This window comes from Nocardioides sp. NPDC006273 (genome assembly GCF_040613495.1).
Classification (GTDB): Bacteria; Actinomycetota; Actinomycetes; order Propionibacteriales; family Nocardioidaceae; genus Nocardioides.
The window spans coordinates 1-26,281 of the sequence record NZ_JBEXSD010000003.1; the positions used below are offsets into that span (position 1 = coordinate 1).

Here is a 26,281-nt window from a genome sequence, read left to right on the forward strand (position 1 = left end):
CAGCGCGGCGCCGACGAGGGCGCCACCCTGCAGGTCGTCGAACCACCCGACCGACTCCGAGCGCCACTCGGTCTTGACCCGCGCCCACGACGGGGCCTTGGAGCGAAGCGAAGCGAGCGAGGCGTGCGGATGCGCCGACTCGGCGCGTAATCGTCTAGCTCGCGCCGCAGAACTCAGCGAGCGGTAGCGACGACCCACCGGTCGAGCACGCCCTGAGCAGCCCCCGAGTCGATCGACTCCGCAGCGCGCACGATGCCCCCGGCAAGCCGCTCGTCGACGCTGCCGGAACCGGCGTCGTGGACCGCAAGAGCAGCCCCGGCATTGAGCAGCACGGCGTCGCGCACGGCGCCCTTCTCGCCTGAGAGCAGACGGCGGACGACCGCGGCGTTGTAGGCGGCGTCGCCGCCGCGCAGGTCCTCAACGGTGGACCGGGCGATGCCGTGGTCGAGGGGATCGACTGTCGCCTCGGTCACGATCCCCTGCGAGACCGTCCAGACGTGGGAGGTCGTCGTCGTGGTGAGCTCGTCGAGGCCGTCGTCGCCCCGGAAGACCCAGGCGTCGGCGCCACGACGGGCGAAGACGCCGGCCATGACCGGAGCGGCGGCAGGGTCGGCGCAGCCGATCGCGGAGGAGGCGGGGCGGGCCGGGTTGGTCAGCGGGCCCAGCAGGTTGAAGACGGTGGCGATGCCGACCTCCCGCCGTGCGGCGGCGGCGTGGCGCATCGCAGGGTGGAAGGCTGCGGCGAACAGGAAGGTGATCCCGGCCTCCTCGGCCACCTCACCGACCCGCGCGACATCGAGGTCGAGCCGGATGCCGAGCGCCTCGAGCACGTCGGCCGACCCGGACTTGGACGAGGCGGACCGGTTGCCGTGCTTGACGATCTTGGCCCCGGCGCCGGCCGCGACGATCGCCGACATCGTGGAGATGTTGACCGAGAAGGACCGGTCACCACCGGTGCCGACGATGTCGAGGACGCGTCCGGGCACGAAGATCGGGTTGGCCTTGGCCAGCATCCCGTCGGCGACGCCCGCGAGCTCGTCGACGGTCTCGCCCTTGGCGCGCAGTGCCACCGCGAACGCGGCGATCTGGGCCGACGTCGCTTCACCCGAGAGGATCTCCCCCATCGCCCACGCCGCCTGGTGCGCGGACAGGGACTGTCCCGCGACCAGCGTGGTGAGGACCTCGGGCCAGGAGTCGGCGGCGGACGTCATGCGCCAACGTTAACTGGCCGCAGCAGTCCCACGACCGCCCGGGCCAGCTCGAACGGGTCGAGCGGATGCGCGACGGTGGCTTCTGCACGCGACCAGGTGGCGAGCCAGGCATCCTGCGGACGACCGATGAGCACGACGATCGGCGGAGCGTCTCGCACCTCGTCCTTGATTGCCTTCGCGATCCCCAGCCCGCCGGCCGGCGCGGCCTCGCCGTCGAGGATGGCCAGCGCCAACCCGCCCCCGTCGAGCTGCGCACGCACGGTCGGCTCGGTGGCCACCTCGACGTACTCCACCTCCGGGAGAGAGGGGTGCGGGCGGCGCCCCAGCGCGAGGATCACCTGCTTGCGGACGTCGCTGTCGTCGCTGTAGACGAGGATCTTGAGTGAGTTCGAGGTGGTATCGGTCACACCCCGATGCTAGCGCCAACACCATGGTCCGCGGATAGATGTCACAGCCTGAACCTGAGCGGTGTCTCAAGGGTGTAGCACCGGTCTGAAACACGACACACAGGGTCCCGTGAAGACTCTGGGAAAGGGGCAGGACATAATGGCGGGCGTGGCGACAGTATCGACTCTTCCAACAGCCCGCCTGCACGGGCACCACGACCGTCCGAGCATGGTCAGCGTGGGGACGATCATCTGGCTCGCAAGCGAGCTGATGTTCTTCGCGGCGTTGTTCGCGGCCTACTTCACGATCCGCGCGGTCAGTCCCGAAGTGTGGGAGGCCAACACCGCTGGGCTCAACATCCCGTTCGCGGCGGTCAACACGACCATCCTCGTGCTGTCGTCGTTCACCTGCCAGTTCGGCGTCTTCGCCGCCGAGCGCGGCCAGGTCGGACGTAAGGGCTCCCTGCTCGCGATCCGCCTGTGGGGCCTGCGTGAGTGGTTCATCCTCACCTACCTCATGGGCGCGATCTTCGTCGCAGGTCAGGCGACCGAGTACGCAGCCCTGGTGCAGGAGGGCATCGCCCTCAACCGCGGCATCACCGGCCCCGACGACCCCTACGGCTCGGTCTTCTACCTGACGACGGGCTTCCACGGTCTGCACGTCACCGGCGGTCTGATCGCCTTCCTGTTCGTGCTCGGCCGGACGTACGTCGCCAAGCGCTTCACCCACGAGCAGGCCGTCTCCGCGATCGTCGTGTCCTACTACTGGCACTTCGTCGACGTGGTGTGGATCGGCCTGTTCGCGACCATCTACCTCCTCAAGTGACCAAGGACTGAATGTGCGTCTACTGAACCGCTCCGTCGGTCGACTGTCGCGGCACCGTCGCCGCCCGTTGGCCGGTGCCGCCGTGCTCCTGGTCGCCCTGTTGAGCACCGGCGGCGCGTACGCCGCCCTAGCCCCGGCCTCGCAGGCCGAGGTCGAGAAGGACAACGCCGCTCTCGTCGCCGAGGGCAAAGAGCTCTTCATGATCAACTGCTCCACCTGCCACGGCTCCAACGCTGAGGGCATCACGACCCAGAACGGGAAGCTCCTCGGCCCGTCCCTGATCGGCGTGGGTGCCGCCGCCGTCGACTTCCAGGTCGGCACCGGCCGGATGCCGATGGCCCAGCCCGGTGCCCAGGTCGAGGTCAAGGACCCCAGCTTCGACCAGGAAGAGATCGACGCGATGGCCGCCTACGTGGCCAGCCTCGGTCCCGGTCCGGCTGTCCCGGACCGGGAGCAGTACGACCCGGAGACCTTCGGCTCCGAGCAGGAGAAGGAGGAGGCGGTCGCTCTCGGTGGCCAGATCTTCCTGACCAACTGCACCGCCTGCCACAACTTCACCGGTGCCGGCGGCGCGATGCCGCGCGGCGGCGAGGCTCCGAGCATCCTGGAGACCGACCCGAAGCACATCTACCAGGCGATGCTGACCGGTCCGCAGTCCATGGACACCTTCTCCGACGGCAACATCAGCCCTGAGGAGAAGAAGGCGGTCATCGCCTACGTCGAGTCGATGAGGGAGCAGCCCGACTACGGCGGCTTCCACAACGGCCGGCTCGGTCCGGTGACCGAGGGAATCGTCGCGTGGGTCGTCGGTCTCGGCGTCCTGGTGGCCTTCACCGTGTGGATCGCCGCGCACACCACGCGCACCAACCAGACCAAGAAGGGATCTGCCCAGTGAGCAGCGACCTCAGCGAGATCGAGAAGCACGACGACTCGCACCCCGAGCTCAACGCGCACACCGACGCGCTGCTGCCCGACCCGGGCATGCACGAGCATCACTGGCGTCCCACCGACGTCGACCCCAAGGCAGAGAAGCGCGCCGAGCGCCAGGTCAGCCTCTTCTTCGCGCTCTCCGCGATCTGCTCGGTGTTGTTCGTGGTGGCCTACTTCGCGATCGAACCCGGCTACGACGGTGACGTCTGGGCCGGCTACGGCGCCTCCAACCTGGCGCTGGGATCGACCCTGGGCTTCGCCCTCCTCTTCCTCGGCATCGGCGTCATCCAGTGGGCCCGCAAGCTCGTGGTCGACATCGAGCACTCCGAGGAGCGCCACCCGGCGGCGTCCTCCCCCGCCACTCGTGAGGCGGCCATCGCCGAGCTGAAGGCCGCGCTCAACGAGTCGGGCATGGCTCGCCGCCCCTTCATCCGCAACGCGATGATCGGCTCGGCTGCCCTGCTCGGTCTGCCCGCGGTCGTCATCCTCAGGGACCTGGGTCAGACCAACGCCCAGATCACCGAGGAGCAGCCCTACCCGGGTGCCGGCCTCGAGCACACCGTCTGGGATGCCGGCGTGCGAGTCGTACGCGACGTGGTCGGCACCCCGATCCGTCCGGGCGACCTGGAGGTCGGTGACCTGGTCAACGCCGAGCCCTCGACGATCTTCGACGGCAGCCTGCACGGCGCGCCGCTGCAGATCGCCAAGTCGAAGGCGGCCACCATCCTGCTGCGTATGAACCCCGCCGACATCACCCACGACGTGACCCGCAACTGGTCCGTCGACGGCATCGTGGCCTACTCCAAGATCTGCACCCACGTCGGCTGCCCGATCTCGCTGAACGAGCGGACCACGCACCACCTGCTGTGCCCCTGCCACCAGTCGACCTTCGACCTCGCCGACCACGGCAAGGTCATCTTCGGTCCGGCCGGCCGGCACCTTCCGCAGCTGCCTCTGGGCGTCGACGCGGACGGCTTCCTGGTTGCTCTCTCCGACTATCCTGAGCCCGTGGGCGTCAGCTACTGGGAGCGCAACACCTACGACATCGACGAGATCTTCGACGACTGGTCGAAGGACCACGCCGCCGATGCTGAGCAGTACGGTTACAAGGAGGGCGGCCAGTGAGCACCGACACGTCCAAGGTTGCCGCCAGCAACGGCACCGACGCCGCTGCCCCGGCGGGCAAGCCGACCAAGGCAGGAGCGGCGGCCAACTGGGCCGACGAGCGCCTCGGCGTCGGCGGCCTGAGCAAGTTCCTCTCCCGCAAGATCTTCCCCGACCACTGGTCGTTCATGCTGGGTGAGATCGCGCTGTGGAGCTTCGTGGTCCTGCTGGTCACCGGCACCTTCCTGACCCTGTGGTTCAAGCCGTCGATGGCCGAGGTCGTCTACCAGGGCTCCTACGCCCCGCTGCGCGGCATCCCGATGTCCGAGGCGATGATCTCGACCCTGGACATCTCCTTCGACGTACGCGGCGGTCTGCTGCTGCGTCAGGTCCACCACTGGTCCGCGATGCTGTTCATCGCGTCGATGATGATCCACATGATGCGTGTGTTCTTCACCGGCGCGCACCGCAAGCCGCGTGAGATCAACTGGGTCATCGGCGCGACGCTGCTGCTGCTCGGCACGCTCGAGGGCTTCACCGGCTACTCGCTCCCCGACGACCTGCTCTCCGGCACGGGCGTCAGGGCCGCGGACGGGTTCATGATGGCGATCCCGGTCGTGGGGACGTACCTCTCGTTCTTCCTGTTCGGAGGCGAGTTCCCAGGCGACGACATCATTCCACGGCTGTTCACGATCCACGTGCTGCTCATCCCAGCGATCCTGCTGGCGCTGATCGGTGCCCACCTGATCCTGCTGATCTACCACAAGCACACCCAGTGGCCTGGACCCGGCCGCACCGAGAAGAACGTCGTCGGCTACCCGATGGTGCCGAACTACATCTCCAAGATGACCGGCTTCTTCTTCATCACCTTCGGTGTGACCGCCCTGCTCGGCGCCTTCTTCTCGCTCAACCCGGTGTGGAAGTTCGGGCCGTACGACCCGACGAAGGTCACCGCGGGCTCGCAGCCTGACTGGTACATGGGCTGGCCCGACGGCGCGCTGCGCATCATGCCTGGCTGGGAGTCGCACTTCTGGGGCTCGACCTGGTCGTGGAACATCTTCTTCCCGGTCATCGTGCTGCCGATGCTGGCCTGGATGGTCGTGCTGATGCTCCCGTTCATCGAGGCCTGGATCACCGGCGACAAGCGCGAGCACCACCTGCTCCAGCGCCCGCGCAACGCTCCGACCCGCACCGCCACGTTCGTCGCCCTGATGACGTTCTACGCGGGCTTCTGGATCGCGGGCGGCAACGACATCATCGCGATCAAGTTCGACCTCTCGATCAACCAGATCACCTACTTCCTGCGGGCGTTCGTGTTCCTGGGCCCGATCGTGGCGTTCATGATCACCCGTCGTTGGTGCATCTCGCTGCAGCGCAAGGACAACGAGAAGGTGCTGCACGGCTACGAGACCGGCACGGTCATCCGTACGCCGGAGGGCGCCTACCACGAGAAGCACCTGCCGGTCCACGAGGACGACGCCTACGCCATGACCGTCCGCGACCGCGGCCGGGCTGGCGAGGAGCCGGAGCTGAAGAAGAACGGCAAGCCGACCTTCCGGGCGAAGCTCCGTGCCTTCTACTACGACCACGACGTGGACAAGCCGACCACCGAGGAGCTCAGCGAGGCCCACCACCACGCCGAGCACGTGGCACAGGAGCTGGCCGTCCACGAGGGTCACGTCGTCGACGGGCACGACTTCGACGACCACCGTCACTCTGCGGTCGAGGAGCCCCTCAACCGCTAGGGCTGAAGCTCATACGCCACGTGGCGCCGTTCCTTCGGGGACGGCGCCACGTGCATTTCGCGGGCACCGAAACCCGGTTGCCCCTCAGCCGCGCCGGAACCTAGTCTCCAGCACATGACCGACCTCCAGACTCGCCTCCGAGCCGACCTCCTCACCGCTCGCAAGGCCCGCGACACGGCCGCCACAGCGGTGCTGCGCTCGACCCTGGCCGCGATCTCCAACGCGGAGGCACTGCCGGTGGCCGAGGCCTCGCTCACGGGCGACGGGCCGATCGCCGGAGCCGCCACGGGCGTCGGGACGACGGAGGCCGTCCGCCGGGATCTCACCGACGACGACATCCGCGCCGTCATCTCCGCCGAGCGGACCGAGCGGATCAGCGCCGCGACGCACCTGGAGTCCCACGGCGCGCAGGAGAAGGCCGAGCAGCTCCGCGTCGAGGCGGAGCTGCTCGAGGCGTACCTCTAGCCCAGCGGGTCGAGCTCGCCGCCGACGACCTCGAGCACGCGGGCGCGTACGTTGGCCGCGGCCTCGGGGTCACGAGCCGCCACGGCGGCGACGAGGGCGTTGCCGAGGATGAGCTGCGGGATCCGGATGATCGAGTCGAGCTCCTGACGGAAGCCGGCCCGACCGCCCTGCGGGGTGACCAGCTCGACCTCGGCGAGCTTGGTCAGCTGCGTTCCGGTGAAGGAGGTCAGCGCGATGACGGCCGCTCCCCCGGCGACGGCCGCCTGGGCGACCTGGATCGTCGGAGCGGTGGCGCCGGTGCCGCTGACGACCACGCAGACGTCGCCCGGCTGGAGCAGGCGAGCCCGGATGAGCTGGTCCAGGTGGTCGCCGGGCGCCACCGTGCTCAGCCCCTGGGAGGCCAGCCTCATCGCGATGTCGCTGGCCACCGGCGAGGAGACCCCCGTTCCGGCGACCAGGATCGAGCGCGCCTCGGCGAGCAGATCCACGGCCCGGCTGACCTGCTCCTCGGAGAGGAGTCCGACCATGTCGGAGGCGGAGTCCGCGATGTCGGCGAAGAAGGCGCGCACCACCGTCAGCGGGCTGCCTCCCTCGCTCGTCTCGGTCTTGGCCGAACCCAGGTCGCGCGCCAACAGCACCTTGAGGTGCGGGAAGCCACGGAACCCGAGTCTCTGCGCGGCTCTGACCACGGTCGCGGTCGAGACCGAGGCCTCGGCGGCGATCTCGGCGGTGGTCGCCTCGATGGCCCACTCCGAGCGGGTCAGCACGACCTCGGCGACCGCACGCTCGGAAGGGTTGAGCCGCGGCATCGCGGCCCTGATGGCTGGGAGAACCGGCGCGCTCGTCATGCCCACACCTCCGTCGTGGAAGGCGCAGAGTACGGACGTGTGGGCCTGACCTTGATGGTCGCTCGCTGGCGCTCGCTCATGCTGCCACCGCAGTGGCCTCGGCGCCGTGCAGGATCCGGTGACGCAGCGCAGCAGAGAGCTGGTCGACCAGGATCGTCACGAAGATGATCACAACAAGCATGATCCCACCCCACTCCCACTCACGGCCCCGAAGGACACGGTTTAATAACGCACCAATTCCACCAGCGCTCACGACGCCGAGGATCGCGCTTGCTCTGATGTTCACCTCGAAGCGGTAGAGCCAGAAGGCCACGGTCTCCGGCAACAGCTGCGGGATCACCGCCGTGCGGATGCGCTGCCACCAGGTCGCACCGGCTGCCACGACCGCCTCGACCGGCCCAGGATCGATCGCCTCGATGCTCTCCAGGGTCAGCTTGCCGAGCGAGCCGATCGAGTGGATGCCGATCGCCATCGCCCCGGCCATCGGGTTGAGCCCGAAGAGCGGAAGCATGACGATCACCGCGAGCAGGATCTCCGGGACGGCGCGGATGGCGTTGAAGAACGTACGCACCGGCATGCGTACGAACCATGGCGCGGTGTTGGAGGCGGCCAGAAATGCCAGCGGGAACGAGACCAGCGCCCCGACGCAGGTGCCGATCCAGGCGAGCGCCACCGACTCCCCCATCAGCTTCAGCGCCTGCAGCCACCAGTCTCCGTAGGTCAGGTCGGGGTCAGCCTGACCATCGGGATGCGCTCCCGGCCAGGTGAGCACGCCGTCGATCATCTGAGCGGCGTACTGCCAGATCGCGCCAGGGAACTGCGGCAGTCGCTCCCACTTGGCATCCTCCAGGGACCATCCGGCCGCCAGCACGACGCAGATGAGGGCGAGGCCGGCCGCGGTGTAGGGCCACTTCGGCGGCGGCTTCGGCCGCGTCGCGGTCGCGAGGCTCACACCAGTCTCCGGCGCAGGGCCTGGGAGAGCAGGTCGATCGCGATGACGGCCACGAAGATGACGATCACGACGGCCGCCAGCCGGGGGTAGTCGGCCCGGTTGAAGTAGAGCATGATCAGCTGCCCGACCCCGCCGGCTCCGACCGCACCCAGCACCACGGAGGCACGGATGTTGAGCTCGAAGACATAGAGGACGTACGAGGTGTAGCCAGGCAGCACCTGCGGGACGATCGCCACCCGGGCGCGCTGCCAGCGGGTGGCCCCAGCCGCGTCGAGCGCCTCCAGCGGCCCGTGATCGACGGCGTCGATGCTCTCCGCGGTCAGCTTGGCGACGATACCGACGTTGAAGACGGTCAGGGCCAGGATGCCCGGCAGCGGGCCGGTGACGACGGCGACGAAGATCAGGGCGTAGGCCATGTCGGGCAGCGACCGGATCACCGCCATCACCGACTTGGTGACCCGATAGACCCCGGGCGGCGCACTGACCTTCGAGCCCAGGAGTGCCACCCCGAGGGCGATCAGGGAGCCGACGAAGGTCGCGATCACCGCGATGGCGGCAGTCTCCATCAGCGCGGTCCACAGCCGCGAGGTCGGGTCGGTGATCTCCGCCCACTCGGGGTGCACCACCTCGCCGAGGATCATCGTCAGCGTCGACCACTGCTCGATGACCGGGGCGAGCGAGAAGTCGATCGCCCAGCCCGCGACCCCCGTGACGGCGACGGCACCGAGGACACCGCCGATCAACAGCAGGCTCGGCGGTGGTTTCGCCGGACGCACCGGGCTCTGCGGGCCGTCCGGGCGCTCGAGGACGGTGCCCGTCATGTCGAGACGTCCTCGCCGGTCAGCGAGCGTCCGTAGATCGCCTCGAAGACAGCGTCGTCGGCATCGGCTGTGGGGCCGTCGAAGACCACCTCGCCCGCGCGCATGCCGATGATCCGGTCCGCGTAGCGCCGGGCGAGGTCGAGGAAGTGCAGGTTGACCACGGTGGTGATGCCCAGGTCCCGGTTGATCTGCCGTAGGTCGCGCATCACCCGGTCGGCCGTCGGTGGATCCAGCGATGCGACCGGCTCGTCGGCGAGCATCACCGACGGCTGCTGCGCCAGAGCGCGAGCGATCGCGACCCGTTGCTGCTGCCCGCCGGAGAGCTCGGAGGCACGTACCCATGCCTTCTCGACGATTCCGACGCGCTCCAGTGCCTCGAAGGCGATCTCCTCGTCGGCTTTGGTGTGCAGCCCGAGCAGGGACCGCCCCCATGACTGGGCGTGCAGCCGGCCGGTGAGCACGTTGCTCATCACGGAGCGGCGGGTCACCAGGTTGAACCCTTGGAAGATCATCCCGATCTCGGCGCGCAGCCGCCGCAGCCGGCGGCCGCGTACCGACCTCACCTCGGTCCCACCCACCGACAGCTTCCCCGCGGTGACCGGCACCAGGCCGTTGATCGTGCGGACGAGCGTGGACTTCCCGGCGCCGGAGAGGCCGACGACCACGACGAACTCCCCTGGCGAGATGGTCAGGCTGACCCCGTCGAGGCCGCGGCTGCCGTTGGGATAGACCACCGAGACCTCGTCGAAGACGATGCCGTGTCCACTGTCGGACCCTCCATCGGACCCGTCACCGGCCCGATGCCCGAGATCCGAGGCGCTCATTCGCCGAAGTTCTCCTCCACGGACTTCGCCTTCTTCAGCGCTGCCTTGTCGACCTTCACCAGGCCCTCGATGTCGTAGACGGCCTCCAGGGTCTTGAGCCCCTTGGGGTCCTTGGCCATCGCGGTGAACGCGTCGATCACCTTCGTACGCAGCTCCTTGGAGAGCCCGCCGGCGACGACGATGCCGTCGTTGGGGATCTCCGCGGAGTAGGCGAACACCACGACGTCGGAGGCGACCTTCGGCTCGTCGGCCGCGACGTCCTCCCGGGCGTCGTCGAAGCTCACTCCGACCGGGTAGTCGCCACGGGCCACCGTCAGGACCGCGGCGTCGTGGTCGCCGGCGAACTGCGCGTCGAGGTCGACCAGCGCGTCGCCGCCGGTGACCAGCCCCCACTGGGTGGCCGGATAGTAGTAACCGGCCGCCGAACCCTGGTCGACGAAGGCGATCGGGGTTCCGGGCTTGATCTTGGACAGGGCGATCTCCCCGGTGGGGCCGGTCTCGGCGGCGTCGGTGCCGTTGCAGTACTTCAGGCCGTCGACGACCTTGACCTCGTCGGCACAGTAAGTCTCGGGGTCGTTGGTGAACCACTGCGTGTGGTAGCTCGACGAGCCGTAGCGCACCGACTGCAGGATCGGCACCGCACCGGCCTGGTCCTCGGCCTGCACCACGCCGATCGGACCGAGCATCGCGACCTGGGCCTGGTCCGACTTCATCGCCACGATCGCGGCCGCATAGCTCTCGGTCACCTCGGCGCGTACGGGGATCCCGATCCGGTCGCTGAGGAACGACTCCAGGCCTTGAGCGCTCTCGGTGATCGAGTCGATGTCCCCGGAGGGCACCAGCGACAGCACGAGCTCCTTGGGATCCTCCGCGGGCGCGGTGCTCTCCCCGCTGCCGCCGCAGGCGGCGAGCGAGAGGGCGAGCGATGCGGCGGCACCGACCGCCAGCAACCGGTTCGTGGGGGTTCTCAACATTGGACAGACTCCTTGAGGGGGTGCGCTGCGATGAAGGCTGAGGGGTCATTCGACCAGTCCGAGACTGCGGAGTACAGGCCCACCAGCGATCCTGCACGAACATGTGCCGGTCCCTGTCGACGGTCGAAGGCGTCAACGTACGCAGCAACACAACCGCGCTCGACAGCGGGTGCCAGGTCGTTGCGCCAGATGTCGCCCACAGACATGAGCCACTCCGGTCTGTCGGCCAGGCCGAAGGCATCGAGGAGGCGGTCCAGGTGACCGGTCATCCGGGTCGGCTTGAGGGCGTCGGCGCGCACCTCGTCGACCACGTCGAGGAGGCCGAGGTGCTCCAGGATCGCGTCCAGGCCGCTGCCCGGGGAGTTGGTCATGATCACCCGGTGGGCGTCGAGGCCGTCGAGCTGGTCGACCAGCCCGTCGGGCGTGCGGATGTCACCGGGCTGCTCGCTCATCGCCGCCCTGCTCCAGACGTACGCCGCGCTCAGCTCCTCCTCGGAGACCCCGGCGGCGAGGCCCAGGATCTTGACCGCCTCGTAGCCGTCCTGAGCGCCGATCAGCGTCTTCGGGGCGCTCTCGGGCAGTCTCTGCCCGAGAAAGGCCTCCGTGGTCTCCAGGAGCGCCTCAGGGGCGACGGTGAGGGCCGCCACCCGGGCGGCGTAGAGACGGACCGGCGTGTCTCCGAGACACACCGTTCCGTCCAGGTCGAGCACCAGCACGGGCCGAGACAACGAGTCCACCTTCCAGGCGCGGGCCGTCGGGGTCGACCCTGCGCATCACGATCACGTCTTCAACGGAAGGTAGGTAAAGACTCTTCCGGACGCAAGCAGCAACGACGTGGTGTCGCGCGTTGTCTGCCGCAGCCCACGATATCGGCCCGAGCCGGTCGTCCCGGTCAGGCGAGGCCCGGCGTGCCGTCGGGTCAGGCGAGCGCGGAGCCGGCGCGGTACTCCTCGTAGGGGGTGTTCCAGTCGCCCCAACCGTTGCTGAAGGTCATGCCGCGGTTGGTGCCGACCGTCTCGACCACGTCACCGCGACGGGTCATGTCGTAGAGGAACTTGGCGTTGGCGTCGCTCATCCCGGTGCAGCCGTGGGAGACGTTGGCGGTGCCCTGCTGGGCCACCGACCAAGGGGCGCCGTGGATGAACTCACCAGAGAACGTCAGCCGCATGGCCCACTTCACGCCCTCCATGTTGTAGTACTCCTGGTCGCCCTGGTTGATCCCGATGGTCTCGGAGTTCATGGTCTTGCGCTCGAACTTCTCGATGATCACCTTCACGCCGCTGCGGGTGATGAACCCTTCCTTGCCGGTCGTGATCGGGATGGTCTTGATCTTCTGCCCGTTCTTGAAGACCTCCATCTGATGGGTCTTCGCGTTGGCCCGGTAGATGTGCGCGTCACCGGTCTTGAAGGTGATCTGGCGGTTCTTCTGGCCGAAGACGCCGTCGCCGGCGGGGACCGAGTTGATGTTGAGCTTCACCTTGACCGTGGAGTTGGCCTGCCAGTAGTCGCGCGGGCGGTAGTGGGCCTCCTTGTCGTTCACCCAGTACCACGACCCCTCCTGCTTCGGGGTCGACTCGACGATCATCTTCTTCTCGAAGGCGGCCTTGTTCTTCACCGGCAGGTCGTACGTGACGATGATGGGCATCCCGACGCCGACGGTCTCGCCGTCGAGCGGCGCGACCGAGGGGTAGGTCTGGCGGTCCAGGCCGAGGTCCTCGGTCGCGAAGGCAATCTGGCTCTTCTTCTCCAGACCGTCGTCGCCTGTGGCGGTGACCGCGAGGGTGTAGGACGCGGTCGGCTCGAGCACATCGCCCGCACTCCAGCTGAGGCCGTCCTCGGTGATGGTGCCGCGCACCTTGGCACCCTTGGCCCCGGTCAGCATGACCTCGTCGAGACGCCCCTTGGCCACGTCGACCTTGACCACCTTGTCGACCGGGACGCCCGTCGCGTTGTCCTCGATGTTGTGCGTGATCTGCACCTTGGGCTCGGCGGGCTTCTTGGGCTCCTTCGAAGCCGGCTCTGCACCGCACGCGGCGAGCACCGGCGCGAGCGCCGCTGCCGCTGTGGTCCACAGCACCCGTCGGCGGGCGAGCAGAGACGGATGGTGAAACGGTGACTGCGATGACACGGTGAGACTGCTCCAGACCTGTTTAATTACCTCAACGTCCTGTACCCGGGCGTGAGCGCATTTAACCCTACCGGGCATCCCCAAGATCCGCCCAAGAAAATGAGAACAGGGCCCGATCCATCTGGATCGGGCCCCGCTAGCTAGGCGTCGTCCGGTGCGTGCGATCGCAAGGCGTGGGCGCGAAGGCGACCTTCAGGGCGAAGCCGGTCGTCGAGTGCCCACAACGCCGCGAGCGTGCGTGCCGGGCGGCGCCTAGTGCTTGAACTCGCCCCTGTAGTACTCAAAGTTCCAGCCGGCGATGGCCAGCATGCCGAGCACGGCGGCGATGATGACCAGCCACCAGGCGGCCATCGCGACCGCGAGGACCACCAGGCCGAAGGTGAGCGCGGCCCACAGCGGCCACCAGGAGAACGGCGGGAAGAAGCCGTACTCCCCTGCGCCCTCGGCGATGTCGCCGTCGGCACGGTCCTCGGGCCGCGGGTCCATCTTGATCGCGTGGAAACCGAGGTAGACGGTGATCATCGCGAACAGCAGCGTGCACATCACCAGCGCCGAGGTGCCGGTCCAGTCACCGCCCTCCTCGGAGGCCGCGGTGATGAGCCAGTAGGCCGGGGTGACCAGCACCAAGAAGACGGTGCAGACCACGAACAACCAGGCTTCAGACTTCATCGGGCTCAGCCCTCCTTGTTGGTGCCGGTGGCTGCGTCAGCCTTGCGGAGATCGTCCTCATCGTGCTCCAGCGCCGCGATCTCCGGGTGGTGGAGGTCGAAGGCCGGGGACTCCGAGCGGATCTTCGGGATCGAGACGAAGTTGTGGCGCGGCGCCGGGCAGGCGGTGGCCCACTCCAGCGAGCGGCCCCAGCCCCACGGGTCGTCCACGGTCACCAGCGGTGCCTTGCGGGAGACGTAGAGGTTGTAGAAGAAGGGCAGCATCGACAGGCTCAGCAGGAACGCACCCACCGTCGAGAACTGGTTCAGGAAGGTGAACCCGTCGCTGGGCAGGTAGTCGGCGATGCGTCGCTGCATGCCCTCGACACCGAGCCAGTGCTGGACCAGGAAGGTCGCGTGGAAGCCGATGAACAGCAGCCAGAAGTGGACCTTGCCGAGGCGCTCGTCGAGCATCCGACCGGTCATCTTCGGCCACCAGAAGTAGAAGCCGGCGAACATCGCGAACACGACGGTCCCGAAGACCACGTAGTGGAAGTGCGCGACCACGAAGTAGGAGTCGGAGACCTGGAAGTCGAGCGGCGGGCTCGCCAGGATGATGCCGGTCAGACCGCCGAAGAGGAAGGTCGTCAGGAAGCCGATCGACCAGAGCATCGGGGTGTCGAAACTGACTGAGCCGCCCCACATCGTGCCGATCCAGTTGAAGAACTTCACGCCTGTCGGCACCGCGATCAGGAACGTCATCCCGGAGAAGAACGGCAGGTTGACCGCGCCGGTGACGAACATGTGGTGCGCCCACACCGCCACCGAGAGGATCGCGATGCCGAGGGTCGCGGCGACCAGACCGACGTAGCCGAAGATCGGCTTGCGGCTGAAGACCGGGAGGATCTCGGAGATGATGCCGAAGAACGGCAGCGCGATGATGTAGACCTCGGGGTGGCCGAAGAACCAGAACAGGTGTTGCCACAGGATCGGTCCGCCGTGAGAGGCGTCGAAGACATGAGACCCGAACTGGCGGTCCGACTCGAGCATCAGCAGCGCGGCGGCGAGGATCGGGAACGCGATCAGCACGAGCAGCGCGGTGATCAGGGTGTTCCAGGTGAAGATCGGCATCCGAAACATGGTCATGCCCGGCGCGCGCATGCAGATGATCGTGGTGATGAAGTTGACCGCGCCGAGGATGGTGCCCAGACCAGCCATGTAGAGGCCCATGATCCACAGGTCGCCACCAACGCCCGGGGAGTACTGCGCACTGGAGAGCGGCGTGTAGGCGAACCAGCCGAAGTCGGCCGCGCCGGTCGGGGTGAGGAAGCCGCTGGCCGCGATCAGACCACCGAAGAGGTAGAGCCAGTAGCTGAACATGTTCAGCCGCGGGAAGGCGACGTCAGGAGCGCCGATCTGCAGCGGCATGATGACGTTGGAGAAGCCGAAGAACAGCGGCGTCGCGAAGAGCAGCAGCATGATCGTGCCGTGCATCGTGAACAACTGGTTGAACAGCTCGTCGTTGACGACCTGCTGACCCGGGAACGCCAGCTCCGAACGCATCAGCAGCGCCATCAGGCCGCCGAGCAGGAACCAGAAGAACGACGTGACCAGGTACATCTTGCCGATCAGCTTGTGATCGGTGGTGGTCAGCAGCTGGTAGATCTGCTTGCCGAGTGGTTTGCGACCCTCGGTGACCGGGCGCGCAGCAGTGGTGGTCACTCGCCCTCCTCCTCGTTGTGAGCGGCGACGTCGTCGGCGGGGCGGGTGGACTTGCCACCACCGAGCAGCGGACGCTCGGCCTCGAAGCCGTTCTGTGCCAGCGTGTCGACGTAGGACTTGTAGTCGCCCTCGGAGAGGATCGCGACCTTGAAGATCATCCGCGCGTGGTAGACACCGCAGAGCTCGTAGCAGGCGCCACGGAAGGTGGTGCCGTCGATGAGGTCCTCGGCGTTCGCGTCGAAGGTGGCCGTAGCCTCCTTCGTGGTGATCGAGTAGTGGTTCACCCGACCCGGGACGACGTCCATCCTCATGCCGAAGTCCGGAACACCGAAGTTGTGGATGACATCGGCCGAACGCAGGTTGAACCGCGTGGTGGTCTTCTCCGGGAGGACCAGCGTCGGGATGTGCGAGCCCGTGCCCACGACGTAGCCGTAGCGGTCGTAGGGGTACTCGTCGTCGACGAGGTTGTCGTCCGCGCTCACGTCGGGCTCACCGATGCCGTGGTTGAAGGTCCACTGCCACTGCTGGCCGGTCACCTCGATCACGTTGGTCGGGTTGCCGTTGTCCAGCATCTCGTTCTGGACCTTGACGGTGTGGTCGAAGAACACGATCACCATCAGAACCGGGGCGACCGTGTAGAAGATCTCCAACGGCAGGTTGTAACGCGTCTGGACCGGGACGTCGGCGTCACTGCGGCGTCGGTAACGCCAGATCGCCCAGAAGATGAGCCCCCAGGTCAGAACACCTGTGATCAATGCGGCCCACCACGCTCCCTGCCACAGGGCGAGGTTGTGCTCCCCCTGCTCAGAACGTGGCTCGGGGAAGCCGAAACGCGCCGCTTCGTCCGAACAGCCACTCAGCAGGAGGGCGCCGGCCGTCAGCGTCGCCACCAGCGCACCACGTCGGGCGCGGGCGTGGGACGGATTCGATCCGGCCCTTGGCAAGTGCAGACCCACTACGAGCCTCTCTCTCATGCGAACACTCAGATGTCGGCAGACTACCGCGAGCACCTCCGGAATCATCCTCAGGGGTTCCTCATGTCGCGCTTGGCTACCGTTGTCCTCCGTGACCGAACCCTTCACCTACCTCGACGCCGCGTCGGCCGAACCGCTCCATCCCGCCGCGCGGGAAGTGCTTCTGGCCGCGGCCGATCAGGGGTATGCCGACCCTCGCCGCCTGCACCGTCCCGCGCGCAACGCGGCGCTGCTGCTCTCGAACGCCCGCGAGGTCGTGGCCGAGGCGTTGGGGGTGCGTCGAGATGAGGTGCTTTTCACATCGTCGGGGACCGCCGCCGTGCACGCTGGCCTGCTGGGGCTCGGTTCACGTGGCATAGGTCACAGTGCCGTCGAGCACCAGTCGGTGATCGATGCCGCCCGATGGTCGCAGCGCTCCCCCGTCACCGAGCTGGCGATCGACAGCGAGGCCCGGGTCGAGGTAGCCGCCGTGCAGGACGCGGTACGGGCCGGAGACGTCGATGTGATCGCCGTCCAGCAGGCCAACCACGAGGTCGGCGCGCTCCAGCCCCTCGACGAGGTCGCATCCGCCGCCGGGCCGGTCCCGCTCTTCGTCGACGCCTGCGCCTCCATGGGGCGGCTGCCCCTGCCCTCGGCCGGCGAGGTGATCGCCGGCTCTGCCCGCAAGTGGGGCGGCCCGGGCGGTGTGGGGGTGCTGGTCGTGCGCCGGGCGGCGCGGTGGCGCTGGCCGTTCCCGGGTGATGAGTGGTCGCGTACGGACCAGGGGTTCACCAACATCCCCGGGGCGCTGGCCGCCGCGGCCGCACTCCAGGCCGTGGTCGCCGAGCGCGAGGAGGTCAACGCCCGCCAGCACGAGCTGATCTCGCTGGTCAGGGAGCGGGTCCGGGCGGAGATCCCGGACGTGGACGTGGCCGGGCCCGCCGACGGGCGCCTCCCCCACCTGGTGACGTTCTCGGCGCTGTACGTCGACGGCGAGGCCCTCGTGACCGCGCTGGACCGCCTCGGCGCCGGTGTCGCGAGCGGCTCCGCCTGCACCTCCGACACCCGCGAGCCGTCTCGCGTGCTTGCTGCAATGGGAGCGTTGACACACGGTAACGTTCGGCTGTCGCTGACCCGCGACACGACGCGAGAGGATGTGGAGCGCGTGCTCGATGCACTGCCCGGGATCGTCAAGGACCTGCGCGCCGAGGCGGGGCTATGAGCGTCCCGACCGTCGTCCTCGACTGCCGTGGCCAGGCTTGCCCGCGACCCGTCATCGAGCTCGGCCGACACCTCGGTGACGTCGAGATCGGCGAGGTGATCGCGGTAGCCGCCGACGACGTCGCCGCCCACCACGACGTGCCTGCCTGGGCCCGGATGCGCGGCCAGGAGTTCGTCGGCGAGGTGGAAGCAGCAGACGGCGTACCCGTCTATCGGATACGCCGTCTCAGTTGAGAGGTTCCGCGAGCGTCGATCTCGACCCGCAGTCGCGGCTTCGCAAGCTCAGCCGCGCGCTCGCTCGATCCCTTCGCGTTGCTCCCCGCTCGTTCCTCGCGGGCAGCAGGCTCAGGCCTTGAGGTTCGGTGCGATCTGGTCCGCGGCGGTGTCGCCGTAGGACTCGCGGACCCGGGCCACGAACTCCTCGGCGGTGAAGGAGTACTCCTGCGGGCCGACGGTCTCGACGCAGTAGGCAGCCAGGACACAGCCGACCTCGGCGGCCTGCTCCAGCTCGCAGTCCCAGGCCAGCGCGGCCAGGAAGCCGGCCCGGAAGGCGTCTCCGACGCCGGTGGGCTCGATGGCCTTCACGTTCTTCGCGGCCGGCACCTCGATGGCGTCCTCGCCCTTGCGCTGGATACGCGCACCGTCCTTGCCGAGGGTGGTGACCTGGGTGCCGACGCGGGCCAGGACCTCCTCGGCGGACCAGCCGGTCTTCTGCTGGAGGACGTGGGACTCGTACTCGTTGGTGAACAGGTACGCGGCGCTGTCGACGAGCTCGCGGATCAGCTCACCGTCGCCGAACGCGAGCTGCTGGCTCGGGTCGGAGATGAAGGTGTAGCCGCGCTGGCGCGCCTCCTGGGTGTGGCGCTTCATCGCGTCGGGGTCGTCGGGCGCGACCAGCACGAACGACGGCTCGCCGACCTTCTCCGCGATCGGGCCGAGCTCGATCTCGCGGGCCTCGGCCATCGCGCCCGGGTAGAAGCTGGCGAACTGTGCCATCGCGGTGTCCGTGGTGCACACGAAACGCGCGGTGTGCAGCGTCTCCGAGACGCGCAGGTGGTCGCAGTTGACGCCGTGGCGCTCCAACCAGGAGCGATAGTCGGCGAAGTCCTCGCCGACCGCCCCGACGAGCACCGGATCGAGACCGAGGTTGGCCAGGCCGAAGGAGATGTTGGCACCGACACCGCCTCGGCGGATCTCGAGGTCGTTGACCAGGAAGCTCACCGAGAGCTTGTCGAGCTGGTCGGCGACCAGCGAGTCGGCGAACTTTCCACCGAAGCTCATCAGGTGGTCGGTGGCGATGGACCCTGCGATCAGGAGTGAACCGGACATGCGCGGAACCCTACCGGCGAGACCTCGGACGACGTTAAGACTCGGCCGTGGACGGGAGGCGAAATATTACCGCCGAGTCGGCCTTCTACTACCGGTTGGTAGTGCTTACCGTCGTTTGTATGACAGACATGCGCGTTCCGTACGACGACCTCGACAGCCCGGCGCAGCTCTGCTCCGACTGTGCCGCCGCCGACAGCGCGCTGAGCCTGCCCGCACCGAGAGTGCGTGCGGCCGAGCGCCCGGCGCCGACGGTCCGGATGCAGGCTCGTGAGCCGGGCGACACCGCCATGCTCGCGGCGTGCGAGCATGCCGCCGACGACCTCGCCCTGACCTGATCGGCCTCGGCCTCCCTCACCGGGAGGCCACACATGCACAGCAGCCCCCTGCCTGCGCGGCAAGAGGCTGCTGACGTACTTGGCCAGGTTCGGCTCAGTGGAAGGAGTCTCCACAAGCGCACGATCCTGTGGCGTTGGGGTTGTCGATGGTGAACCCCTGCTTCTCGATGCTGTCCACGAAGTCGATCATGGCGCCGTTGAGGTAGGGGACGCTCATCCGGTCGACTACGACGGAGACACCGTCGAAGTCGGTGACCACGTCACCGTCGAGGGTGCGCTCGTCGAAGAAGAGCTGGTAGCGCAGGCCGGAGCAGCCGCCGGGCTGCACCGAGATGCGCAGGCTGAGGTCGTCGCGGCCTTCCTGCTCCAGGAGGCTCTTCACCTTCGCGGCGGCAACGTCGCTCACGTTGATGGAGTCGGCGCGGCGTTCGGTCGTCTGCTCGGTCATGTAGCTGGGCTCCCTGTGCGTGGGTGCGGGTGTGTCCTAAGGCTCAATCGTCGCACATCCTCGGTTATTCCCGATGGTCGGCGGACCACGTCCGGGCCACCCGGGCGGCCACCTGGACCAGGGAGTCGTACGCCTCGGCGAGCGCCCGCTCCTCGCCGACGCTGTCGACGAGGGAGTAGGCGGCGTCGATGCCGAGCGTCCGCAGCTCCCGTCCGCTCATGCTGGCCTTGCCGGCCAGCACGATGCAGGGCCGCAGCGACTGCTCGGCCAGGCGTGCCACCCCGACCGGGACCTTGCCGGCGGTGCTCTGCGGGTCGAAGGACCCCTCGCCGGTGATCACCAGGTCGGCCCAGGCAGCCAGCTCGGGCAGCCCGAGCAGGTCGGCGACGACCTCGAACCCCGGCCGCCGCTTGCCGCCGAGGAGCAGCAGCGCGAATCCCATGCCGCCGGCCGCTCCGGCACCCTTCTCGGTCGCGGTCTTGCGCGAGGTGGCGGCGGCCAGGTCTTGGAGCGCACCGTCCCAGCGGGGCATGGCCTCCTCCACCAGCCCTTTCTGCTCCCCGTAGACCTTGACCGCACCGAAGAGGCCGGTCAGCGGGTTGTCGACGTCGCTGGCGATCACGATCTCGAGACCGAGCGGCTCGGGCAGTGTCACCTCGGTGACGCCCTCGAGCCCGACGAGGCCGCCGTCGAGCGGCCGGTCCGCGGTGGCACCCAGCGCAGCGAGCAGACCCGCTCCCCCGTCGCTCGTGCCCGAGCCGCCGAGGCCGACCACGACCTTGATCGCTCCGGCGTCGCGAGCGGCGAGGATCAGCTGCCCCACGCCGTACGAGGTCGCCTGCTCGGCGCCCTTCCCGCCGGTCAGGTGCAGGCCGGCCGCCTGGGCTGACTCGACATACGCGGTCCCGCCGTCGACCAGGATCTGTGCGGCCACCGGCTCGCCGTGCGGTCCGCTGACCTCGAGGTCGTGGAGGTCGCCGCCGAGGGACTCGTGCAGCAGCGCGAGGAACCCCGGTCCACCGTCTGCCATCGGCACCAGCGAGAGCTCGTCGCGGGGAGCCGTACGCCGCCAGCCCTCCGCGATCGCGGCGGCCGCGTGGGAGGCGGAGAGCGTGCCTGCGTACTTGTCGGGGGCGATCAGGACTCGCATGGCCGAAACCTACCCGCGGACCGAAAGATCCGCGTGTCCACCGTCCGTCCAAAGCCACAACCATTGCGGATGCGTCGGGTTAAGGTCGTTTCGTGCGGTTCTTCCGGCGGCCCACGGCCAGCGACACAGAGACCAGACGGATCCGTGGCTTCTGGACCTGGTGGGCACAGAAGGGTGCGCTCGCCTGTGACGCAGCGCTCGATGCCGACGACCAGGACGCTCTGGTCGACCTGCTGGCCAGACGGGTCGACGCGATCGAGGCGGGCCTGAGCTGGGAGGTCGGCCCCGGACCGCTGGGTGGGCGCCTGCTGGTCGTCTCTGCCGGCGGCGACCCGGACCACCGCGCACTGGCTCGCCGCTGGCTGCTCGCCGCCCCCGAGCCCGACGGCGTCTCGCCCTGGGAGTTCAGCGACCAGCGGCCGCCGGTCGAGGATCCGGTCCAGGCGGTGCTCACCACCTCCGGCGGAGCCGAGATCCGGCTGGCCGACGTGCTGGTGAGCGGCCGGCAGAACGGCGCCCACTTCGACATCACGCTCTTCCACCCGGCCTTCCCGGAGCTCGCCGACGACGCCCGGCTGCAGGTCGCCTTCCACGCCCTCGACACCACCCTGGGCGAGTCCAACGCCGAGCTGTGGATCGGCGAGGTCGAGACCGCCACCGCCCGCCCCCGCAACGGCTTCGGCCTCGACGGGCTGCGCACCGCCGTACGCAACCTCCGCAAGGAGTACGTCGACCCCGACGGCAACCCGGCCTGGGTGCTGCTCCGCGGGGAGAGCCCGCAGGGTCCGGTGGAGGCGAGCGCGGTCGTCCCGCTGCACCCGGTCCTCGCCCCCAACCTGACCCACCACGTCGGAGTGATGATCCCCTATGTCGGCTTCGCCGAGCGTGGGCTCCCCTCGGCCGATGCCCTGCGCGACCTCGGTCGGCTCGAGGACCGGCTCGCCTCGACCCTCGGACCCGACGGCCGCGTCGTCGCCCATGAGACCACCAACGGCGTACGTCTTCTGCACGCCTACATCGACCCGACCACCTCCGCTCCGCAGCGGCTGGAGGAGACGGTCGGCGACTGGGCCCACGGCGACGTCGTCACCCGGGTCGACACCGACCCCGCTTGGGAGGCCGTCCGACCGCTGCGCGCCTGAGATAGGTTCACCAGCCATGGACATCCGGCCAATGCAGCCTGAGGACGTGCCGCTCGCCGAGAGACTCAGCGACGATGCCTTCCATGAGGCCGCGACGCTGTCACGGCGCGCTTGCGACCCTCCCGCCCAGCGGCGTACGGCCTCCCGGTCCGCGAACTGGATCACCCGCACCGAGGGGTTCCTGACCACGGACCCAGAGGGCTGTCTGGTGGCGTACGACTCCGAAGGTCTGGCCGGCTTCGCCACCTCGGCACGACGCGAGGACGCCCTCTGGTTCCTGTGCACCTTCGCCGTCCGTCCCGGGATCCAGGGCATCGGAATCGGAAAGCGCCTGCTGCACGCCGCGATGGCGTACGGCTCCGACTGCCCTCGCTGGATGCTGTCGGCGAGCGACGATCCCAAGGCGCTGCGTCGTTACCGCCTGGCCGGGTTCGACCTTCATCCTCAACTCGTGCTCCACGGCGATGTCGACCGCTCGTCGCTGGTCGCCGCCCCCAGAGTCCGCGACGGTGCCGCAGCGGACCACGACCTCCTCGACGAGGTCGACCGCGCGATCCGCGGAGCGGCCCACGGGCTCGACCACCAGATGCTCTCCGCCATGGGCACGCTGGTCGTCGACACCGGCAGGAAGGGCTATGCCTACGCCGGTGGCAGCGGGCCCGCACTGCTCGCCGCGCTGGACGAGGAGACAGCAACCAGGCTGCTTTGGGAATGTCTCGCCCGCACCGAGGGCACGGCCACGGTGGCCCACGTGACCGGCGCCAACCAGTGGGCAGTCGACGTGGGCCTGGCTGCGGGCCTGCGGATCGGCACCGAGGGCTTCCTGGGTGTACGCGGCATGGCTCCTCCATCGCCCTACCTTCACAACGGCGCCCTCCTCTAGGACCACCATGTGACCTACGCCACCGGAGCACCTAGCCCACGACATGTATTATCGTCATCATGACGACTGTCGACCTCCCGCTGCTCCCTCTCGGGCGCGGCACCGACCTGAACTCAGAGCGTGGCGTCGAGTGTCCCGGTGATCTGCCGGCCGCCTCCGATCCCGACCTGGTCGCGCGCGCTCTCGCCGCCAAGGAGAAGCTGGGCGAAAAGGTGTTCGTCCTCGGACACCACTACCAGCGCGACGAGGTCGTCCAGTTCGCTGACGTGATGGGCGACTCCTTCAAGCTCGCCCGTGACGCGGCCGCGCGACCGGACGCGGAGTACATCGTGTTCTGCGGCGTGCACTTCATGGCCGAGTCGGCCGACATCCTCACCTCGCCGTCGCAGGCGGTCATCCTTCCGGACCTCGCCGCCGGGTGCTCGATGGCCGACATGGCGCGGCTGGGCCAGGTCGAGAAGGCCTGGGAGGCGCTGTCCGAGGCGGGCGTGGCCGAGCAGGTCGTGCCGGTGACCTACATGAACTCCTCCGCCGACATCAAGGCGTTCTGCGGACGCCACGACGGCGTCGTGTGCACCTCCTCCAACGCGCAGGCCGTGCTGGAGTGGGCCTTCGACCAGAAAGACGACGCCAAGGTTCTCTTCTTCCCCGACCAGCACCTCGGCCGCAACACCGCGGTCCTGAAGCTCGGTCTGTCGCTCGACGACTGCGTCGTGTGGGACCCGCTCCAGCCCGGTGGCGGCGTGAGCGCCGAGGAGCTCCGGGCGGCGAAGGTGATCCTGTGGAAGGGCCACTGCTCGGTCCACGGCCGCTTCTCCCCCGACACCATCGACGAGCTGCGGGCCGAGATCCCGGGTGTGCAGATCCTGGTCCACCCCGAGTGCCAGCACGAGGTCGTCCTCAAGGCCGACCTGGTCGGCTCGACCGAGTTCATCATCTCGACCATCGAGGCCGCTCCTGCTGGATCCGCCTGGGCGATCGGCACCGAGCTCAACCTGGTCAAGCGCCTCGCCGCCGCCCACCCGGACAAGCGGATCGTCTTCCTCGACCGCACCGTCTGCTACTGCTCGACGATGAACCGCATCGACCTCCCCCACCTCGTCTGGGCGCTGGAGTCCCTCGTCGAGGGTCAGGTCGTCAACCGCATCGAGGTCGACCCCGACACCGCCCACTACGCCGAGCTCGCCCTGCAGCGCATGCTCGACCTCCCGGGCAAGACTCAAGACGACTGACTGACCCACCCTCGCCGAAGCGTCACGTACGTCGGCCGAAGCGTCACTCCGGTCGGCCGAGTTGGCATCGATGACGCCTCGACCAACCGCAGTGACGTCTCGGCCGGCGGGAGTGACGTCTCGGTCAGGTGTCGTTGAGCCAGGCCAGGACAGCGAGCACGCGACGGTTGTCGTCGCTCGCCTGAGGCAGGTCGAGCTTGGTGAAGATCGAGCTGATGTGCTTGCCGACCGCCTTCTCGGTGACGAAGAGCCGGGCGGCGATGGCGGCGTTGGAGCGACCCTCGGCGATCAGCGTCATCACCTCACGCTCCCGCTCGGTGAGCCGGTCGAGGGGGCGTTCCCGGCGGGTGAGGAGCGCGGCGACGACCTCCGGGTCGAGGACGGTCCCGCCGCCGGCGACCTGGCGTACCGCCCCGAGGAAGGCATCGACGTCGGCGACGCGGTCCTTGAGCAGGTAGCCGACCGCGCCCTCTCCACCGGCGAGCAGGTCGCGCGCATAGAGCGGCTCGACGTACTGGCTCAGTACCAGCACCGGAAACCCTGACCGCGCCTGTCTGACCTCGATCGCGGCGGTGAGGCCCTCGGTGGTGAAGGACGGCGGAAGACGTACGTCGACCACCGCAGCGTCCACGTCCGGCCGGACCAGCGCCCGAGCCAGCGCGGGCGCGTTGTCGACAGCCTCGACGACCTCGATCCCGCCCGCTTCGAGGATCCGGGTGAGGCCGACACGGAGCAGCGCCTGGTCCTCGGCCAGAACCACCCTCAGATCCGGCAAGGCACCTCCAGAGCGATCAGAGTCGGTCCGCCGGGCGGGCTCTCGACCTCGACGCTGCCGTCGAAGGCGGCCAGTCTGGTCGCCACGCCGGAGAGCCCGTGTCCGGTGCCGTCGGCGCCGCCGCAGCCGTTGTCGCCGACCACGATCCGCAGCCGCTGCCCGTTGTGGCTGCCGCGTACGAACGCCCGGTCGGCACCGGAGTGCTTGACCGCGTTGGCCAGGCACTCGGCCACCGCGAAGTAGGCCGCCGACTCGACCGGGTCGGGCAGGCGGCCGGGCAGCTCGATGGCGACGGTGACCGGCAACGGCAGTCCGGCGGTGATGGCCTGGACGGCTCCCACGAGACCACGGTCGGCGAGCACGGGCGGCAGGATGCCGCGTACGACTCCGCGCAGGTCCTCCAACGCGGACACCGTGGTCTCGCGGGCCTCGCGCAGCAGCGCGGCGGCGGCGTCCGGGTCGCTCGCCATCAGCTTCTCGGCCAGCCCGACGCTCATCCCGACGGCGGCGATCCTGGCCTGGGCGCCGTCGTGGAGGTCGCGCTCGATGCGACGCAGCTCGGCGGCCGAGTGGTCCAGGGTCTCGGCACGGGTCGACTCGACCGTCTCGACCCTGGCGGCGAGCGCGGCGACCTGCCCTTGACCGAGGATGCCCCGATCGGCCAACGCCCGCGCTCGAACCAAGCCCGGCGTCGCCACCCACCACACCACCAGCAGCGGACCGGTGACCAGGACCAACAGCCAAGCCGCCCAGGTGGCGCCGGCGAGGCCCAGGATCAGCCAGGTGAGCGGCACGGTCAACAACCCCGCGGGGAGCACGGAGAGCACGAAGCCACCGGTCGCCGAGAAGCAGCAGAAGGCGAAGTCGCGCCACCGCGCCTTCTCGCTGATCCACCGGAACGGCCGGCTGAGAACCGGCAGCGCACTCAGGTCCACGTACGCCTCGGGGATGGCCTCCCCGAGGAGCATCCCGCTCACCCGGCGATGCACGCCGGCGACGGCCTGGGTGGCGGGCACCGCCCCCAGGGCGATCCCGATGCCGACACCGAACGCCAGCCCGAGCGGGATCGAGAGCAGCGTGAGGATGGCCATCGTCAGCGCGGGGGCCATCATCAGGGCATAGCCCAGCGATAATCCGGTCAGCCGGAGCCGCTCGACGAGCGCCTGCCCGCTGAACGGCTCCGGTCGCACGCTTCGGATCGGTGCATCCCACTCGGCCATCAGGAGTGAG

28 protein-coding genes and 1 pseudogene are annotated in these 26,281 nt (G+C 68.8%); 11 read left to right on the forward strand and 18 right to left on the reverse strand.

Annotated elements, in window-relative coordinates; genetic code table 11:
- The 3 genes and pseudogenes from ABZZ22_RS01960 to ABZZ22_RS01970 form a co-directional block, all read right to left on the reverse strand.
- A pseudogene (locus ABZZ22_RS01960) lies at window positions 1-198 on the reverse strand (hypothetical protein); the annotation flags it as partial.
- Complete coding sequence (gene trpD / locus ABZZ22_RS01965) at window positions 174-1,211, reverse strand: anthranilate phosphoribosyltransferase (protein ID WP_354926273.1); 1,038 nt, start codon at window positions 1,209-1,211, stop codon at window positions 174-176. The pseudogene ABZZ22_RS01960 and the gene trpD, both read right to left, overlap by 25 nt.
- Window positions 1,208-1,618 carry a hypothetical protein gene (locus ABZZ22_RS01970; protein ID WP_354926275.1) on the reverse strand — a complete coding sequence of 137 codons (411 nt, stop codon included), beginning with the start codon at window positions 1,616-1,618 and terminating at the stop codon, window positions 1,208-1,210. The genes trpD and ABZZ22_RS01970 overlap by 4 nt, the downstream gene beginning before the upstream one ends.
- 139 nt (window positions 1,619-1,757) lie before the next feature.
- On the opposite strand from ABZZ22_RS01970, the gene ABZZ22_RS01975 reads away from it, so the two are divergent.
- From ABZZ22_RS01975 to ABZZ22_RS01995, 5 genes are all read left to right on the forward strand, one after another.
- Window positions 1,758-2,423: a heme-copper oxidase subunit III gene (locus ABZZ22_RS01975; RefSeq protein WP_354926615.1), complete on the forward strand. Its 666-nt coding sequence runs from the start codon at window positions 1,758-1,760 to the stop codon at window positions 2,421-2,423.
- 13 nt (window positions 2,424-2,436) lie between these two features.
- A complete protein-coding gene (locus tag ABZZ22_RS01980; RefSeq protein WP_354926277.1) occupies window positions 2,437-3,318 on the forward strand; it encodes a c-type cytochrome in 882 nt (293 codons plus the stop codon).
- Complete coding sequence (locus tag ABZZ22_RS01985; RefSeq protein WP_179657109.1) at window positions 3,315-4,478, forward strand: Rieske (2Fe-2S) protein; 1,164 nt, start codon at window positions 3,315-3,317, stop codon at window positions 4,476-4,478. The genes ABZZ22_RS01980 and ABZZ22_RS01985 overlap by 4 nt, the downstream gene beginning before the upstream one ends.
- A complete protein-coding gene (locus tag ABZZ22_RS01990; RefSeq protein WP_354926279.1) occupies window positions 4,475-6,202 on the forward strand; it encodes a ubiquinol-cytochrome c reductase cytochrome b subunit in 1,728 nt (575 codons plus the stop codon). The genes ABZZ22_RS01985 and ABZZ22_RS01990 overlap by 4 nt, the downstream gene beginning before the upstream one ends.
- A gap of 114 nt (window positions 6,203-6,316) precedes the next feature.
- Complete coding sequence (locus tag ABZZ22_RS01995) at window positions 6,317-6,667, forward strand: hypothetical protein (RefSeq protein WP_354926281.1); 351 nt, start codon at window positions 6,317-6,319, stop codon at window positions 6,665-6,667.
- On the opposite strand, the gene ABZZ22_RS02000 is transcribed toward ABZZ22_RS01995, so the two are convergent.
- From ABZZ22_RS02000 to ABZZ22_RS02045, 10 genes are all read right to left on the reverse strand, one after another.
- Complete coding sequence (locus ABZZ22_RS02000; protein ID WP_354926283.1) at window positions 6,664-7,515, reverse strand: MurR/RpiR family transcriptional regulator; 852 nt, start codon at window positions 7,513-7,515, stop codon at window positions 6,664-6,666. The genes ABZZ22_RS01995 and ABZZ22_RS02000 overlap by 4 nt on opposite strands.
- 76 nt (window positions 7,516-7,591) lie before the next feature.
- Entirely contained in the window at window positions 7,592-8,467 is an 876-nt protein-coding gene (gene phnE, locus ABZZ22_RS02005; protein WP_354926285.1) for a phosphonate ABC transporter, permease protein PhnE, read from the reverse strand.
- Complete coding sequence (phnE, locus tag ABZZ22_RS02010; RefSeq protein ID WP_354926287.1) at window positions 8,464-9,288, reverse strand: phosphonate ABC transporter, permease protein PhnE; 825 nt, start codon at window positions 9,286-9,288, stop codon at window positions 8,464-8,466. The genes phnE (ABZZ22_RS02005) and phnE (ABZZ22_RS02010) overlap by 4 nt, the downstream gene beginning before the upstream one ends.
- Window positions 9,285-10,112 carry a phosphonate ABC transporter ATP-binding protein gene (phnC, locus tag ABZZ22_RS02015; protein WP_354926289.1) on the reverse strand — a complete coding sequence of 276 codons (828 nt, stop codon included), beginning with the start codon at window positions 10,110-10,112 and terminating at the stop codon, window positions 9,285-9,287. Before phnC ends, phnE (ABZZ22_RS02010) begins: the two co-directional genes overlap by 4 nt.
- Entirely contained in the window at window positions 10,109-11,086 is a 978-nt protein-coding gene (phnD, locus tag ABZZ22_RS02020) for a phosphate/phosphite/phosphonate ABC transporter substrate-binding protein (protein ID WP_354926291.1), read from the reverse strand. Before phnD ends, phnC begins: the two co-directional genes overlap by 4 nt.
- Window positions 11,080-11,814 (reverse strand): hypothetical protein, encoded by a 735-nt coding sequence (locus tag ABZZ22_RS02025; protein ID WP_354926293.1) that lies wholly within the window; start codon window positions 11,812-11,814, stop codon window positions 11,080-11,082. Before ABZZ22_RS02025 ends, phnD begins: the two co-directional genes overlap by 7 nt.
- A gap of 191 nt (window positions 11,815-12,005) precedes the next feature.
- On the reverse strand, window positions 12,006-13,214 hold the full coding sequence (locus ABZZ22_RS02030) for an Ig-like domain-containing protein (RefSeq protein ID WP_354926295.1): 1,209 nt from the start codon (window positions 13,212-13,214) through the stop codon (window positions 12,006-12,008).
- Window positions 13,215-13,466: 252 nt separating this feature from the next.
- Window positions 13,467-13,883, reverse strand: a complete 417-nt coding sequence (locus ABZZ22_RS02035) for a cytochrome c oxidase subunit 4 (RefSeq protein WP_354926297.1) — start codon at window positions 13,881-13,883, stop codon at window positions 13,467-13,469.
- 5 nt (window positions 13,884-13,888) lie between these two features.
- Window positions 13,889-15,583, reverse strand: a complete 1,695-nt coding sequence (gene ctaD, locus ABZZ22_RS02040; protein ID WP_354926299.1) for a cytochrome c oxidase subunit I — start codon at window positions 15,581-15,583, stop codon at window positions 13,889-13,891.
- Window positions 15,580-16,473, reverse strand: coding sequence for a cytochrome c oxidase subunit II (locus ABZZ22_RS02045; RefSeq protein ID WP_354926301.1), 894 nt, complete (start codon window positions 16,471-16,473; stop codon window positions 15,580-15,582). Before ABZZ22_RS02045 ends, ctaD begins: the two co-directional genes overlap by 4 nt.
- Before the next feature lie 175 nt (window positions 16,474-16,648).
- Between ABZZ22_RS02045 and ABZZ22_RS02050 the strand changes: the two genes are divergently transcribed.
- Both ABZZ22_RS02050 and ABZZ22_RS02055 read left to right on the forward strand, forming a co-directional pair.
- On the forward strand, window positions 16,649-17,758 hold the full coding sequence (locus ABZZ22_RS02050; protein WP_354926303.1) for an aminotransferase class V-fold PLP-dependent enzyme: 1,110 nt from the start codon (window positions 16,649-16,651) through the stop codon (window positions 17,756-17,758).
- Window positions 17,755-17,991 carry a sulfurtransferase TusA family protein gene (locus ABZZ22_RS02055; RefSeq protein ID WP_354926305.1) on the forward strand — a complete coding sequence of 79 codons (237 nt, stop codon included), beginning with the start codon at window positions 17,755-17,757 and terminating at the stop codon, window positions 17,989-17,991. Before ABZZ22_RS02050 ends, ABZZ22_RS02055 begins: the two co-directional genes overlap by 4 nt.
- Window positions 17,992-18,102: 111 nt before the next feature.
- Here the strand turns inward: ABZZ22_RS02055 and ABZZ22_RS02060 are convergent, their stop codons facing one another.
- Window positions 18,103-19,086: a carbohydrate kinase family protein gene (locus tag ABZZ22_RS02060; RefSeq protein WP_354926307.1), complete on the reverse strand. Its 984-nt coding sequence runs from the start codon at window positions 19,084-19,086 to the stop codon at window positions 18,103-18,105.
- A 119-nt stretch (window positions 19,087-19,205) separates the two neighbouring features.
- Here ABZZ22_RS02060 and ABZZ22_RS02065 point away from each other — a divergent pair, with 119 nt between their 5' ends.
- Window positions 19,206-19,421 carry a hypothetical protein gene (locus ABZZ22_RS02065; protein WP_354926309.1) on the forward strand — a complete coding sequence of 72 codons (216 nt, stop codon included), beginning with the start codon at window positions 19,206-19,208 and terminating at the stop codon, window positions 19,419-19,421.
- A gap of 94 nt (window positions 19,422-19,515) precedes the next feature.
- On the opposite strand, the gene erpA is transcribed toward ABZZ22_RS02065, so the two are convergent.
- Both erpA and ABZZ22_RS02075 read right to left on the reverse strand, forming a co-directional pair.
- Window positions 19,516-19,869, reverse strand: a complete 354-nt coding sequence (gene erpA, locus ABZZ22_RS02070; RefSeq protein WP_141803852.1) for an iron-sulfur cluster insertion protein ErpA — start codon at window positions 19,867-19,869, stop codon at window positions 19,516-19,518.
- A gap of 64 nt (window positions 19,870-19,933) precedes the next feature.
- Window positions 19,934-21,019 (reverse strand): glycerate kinase, encoded by a 1,086-nt coding sequence (locus tag ABZZ22_RS02075; protein ID WP_354926311.1) that lies wholly within the window; start codon window positions 21,017-21,019, stop codon window positions 19,934-19,936.
- A gap of 92 nt (window positions 21,020-21,111) precedes the next feature.
- Here ABZZ22_RS02075 and ABZZ22_RS02080 point away from each other — a divergent pair, with 92 nt between their 5' ends.
- From ABZZ22_RS02080 to nadA, 3 genes are read left to right on the forward strand one after another with little or no spacing between them, the layout of a single operon-like run.
- The gene (locus ABZZ22_RS02080) at window positions 21,112-22,161 is read left to right on the forward strand and encodes a DUF695 domain-containing protein (RefSeq protein ID WP_354926313.1); all 1,050 of its coding nucleotides are present in this window, start codon (window positions 21,112-21,114) and stop codon (window positions 22,159-22,161) included.
- A gap of 16 nt (window positions 22,162-22,177) precedes the next feature.
- A complete protein-coding gene (locus ABZZ22_RS02085) occupies window positions 22,178-23,044 on the forward strand; it encodes a GNAT family N-acetyltransferase (protein WP_354926315.1) in 867 nt (288 codons plus the stop codon).
- 59 nt (window positions 23,045-23,103) lie between these two features.
- The gene (gene nadA, locus ABZZ22_RS02090; protein ID WP_354926317.1) at window positions 23,104-24,276 is read left to right on the forward strand and encodes a quinolinate synthase NadA; all 1,173 of its coding nucleotides are present in this window, start codon (window positions 23,104-23,106) and stop codon (window positions 24,274-24,276) included.
- Between the two features lie 124 nt (window positions 24,277-24,400).
- Here the strand turns inward: nadA and ABZZ22_RS02095 are convergent, their stop codons facing one another.
- Together ABZZ22_RS02095 and ABZZ22_RS02100 are read right to left on the reverse strand one after the other, a co-directional pair.
- Window positions 24,401-25,042, reverse strand: a complete 642-nt coding sequence (locus ABZZ22_RS02095; RefSeq protein WP_354926617.1) for a response regulator transcription factor — start codon at window positions 25,040-25,042, stop codon at window positions 24,401-24,403.
- Window positions 25,039-26,271, reverse strand: a complete 1,233-nt coding sequence (locus ABZZ22_RS02100; protein WP_354926319.1) for a histidine kinase — start codon at window positions 26,269-26,271, stop codon at window positions 25,039-25,041. Before ABZZ22_RS02100 ends, ABZZ22_RS02095 begins: the two co-directional genes overlap by 4 nt.
- Between the last annotated feature and the right edge of the window lie 10 nt (window positions 26,272-26,281).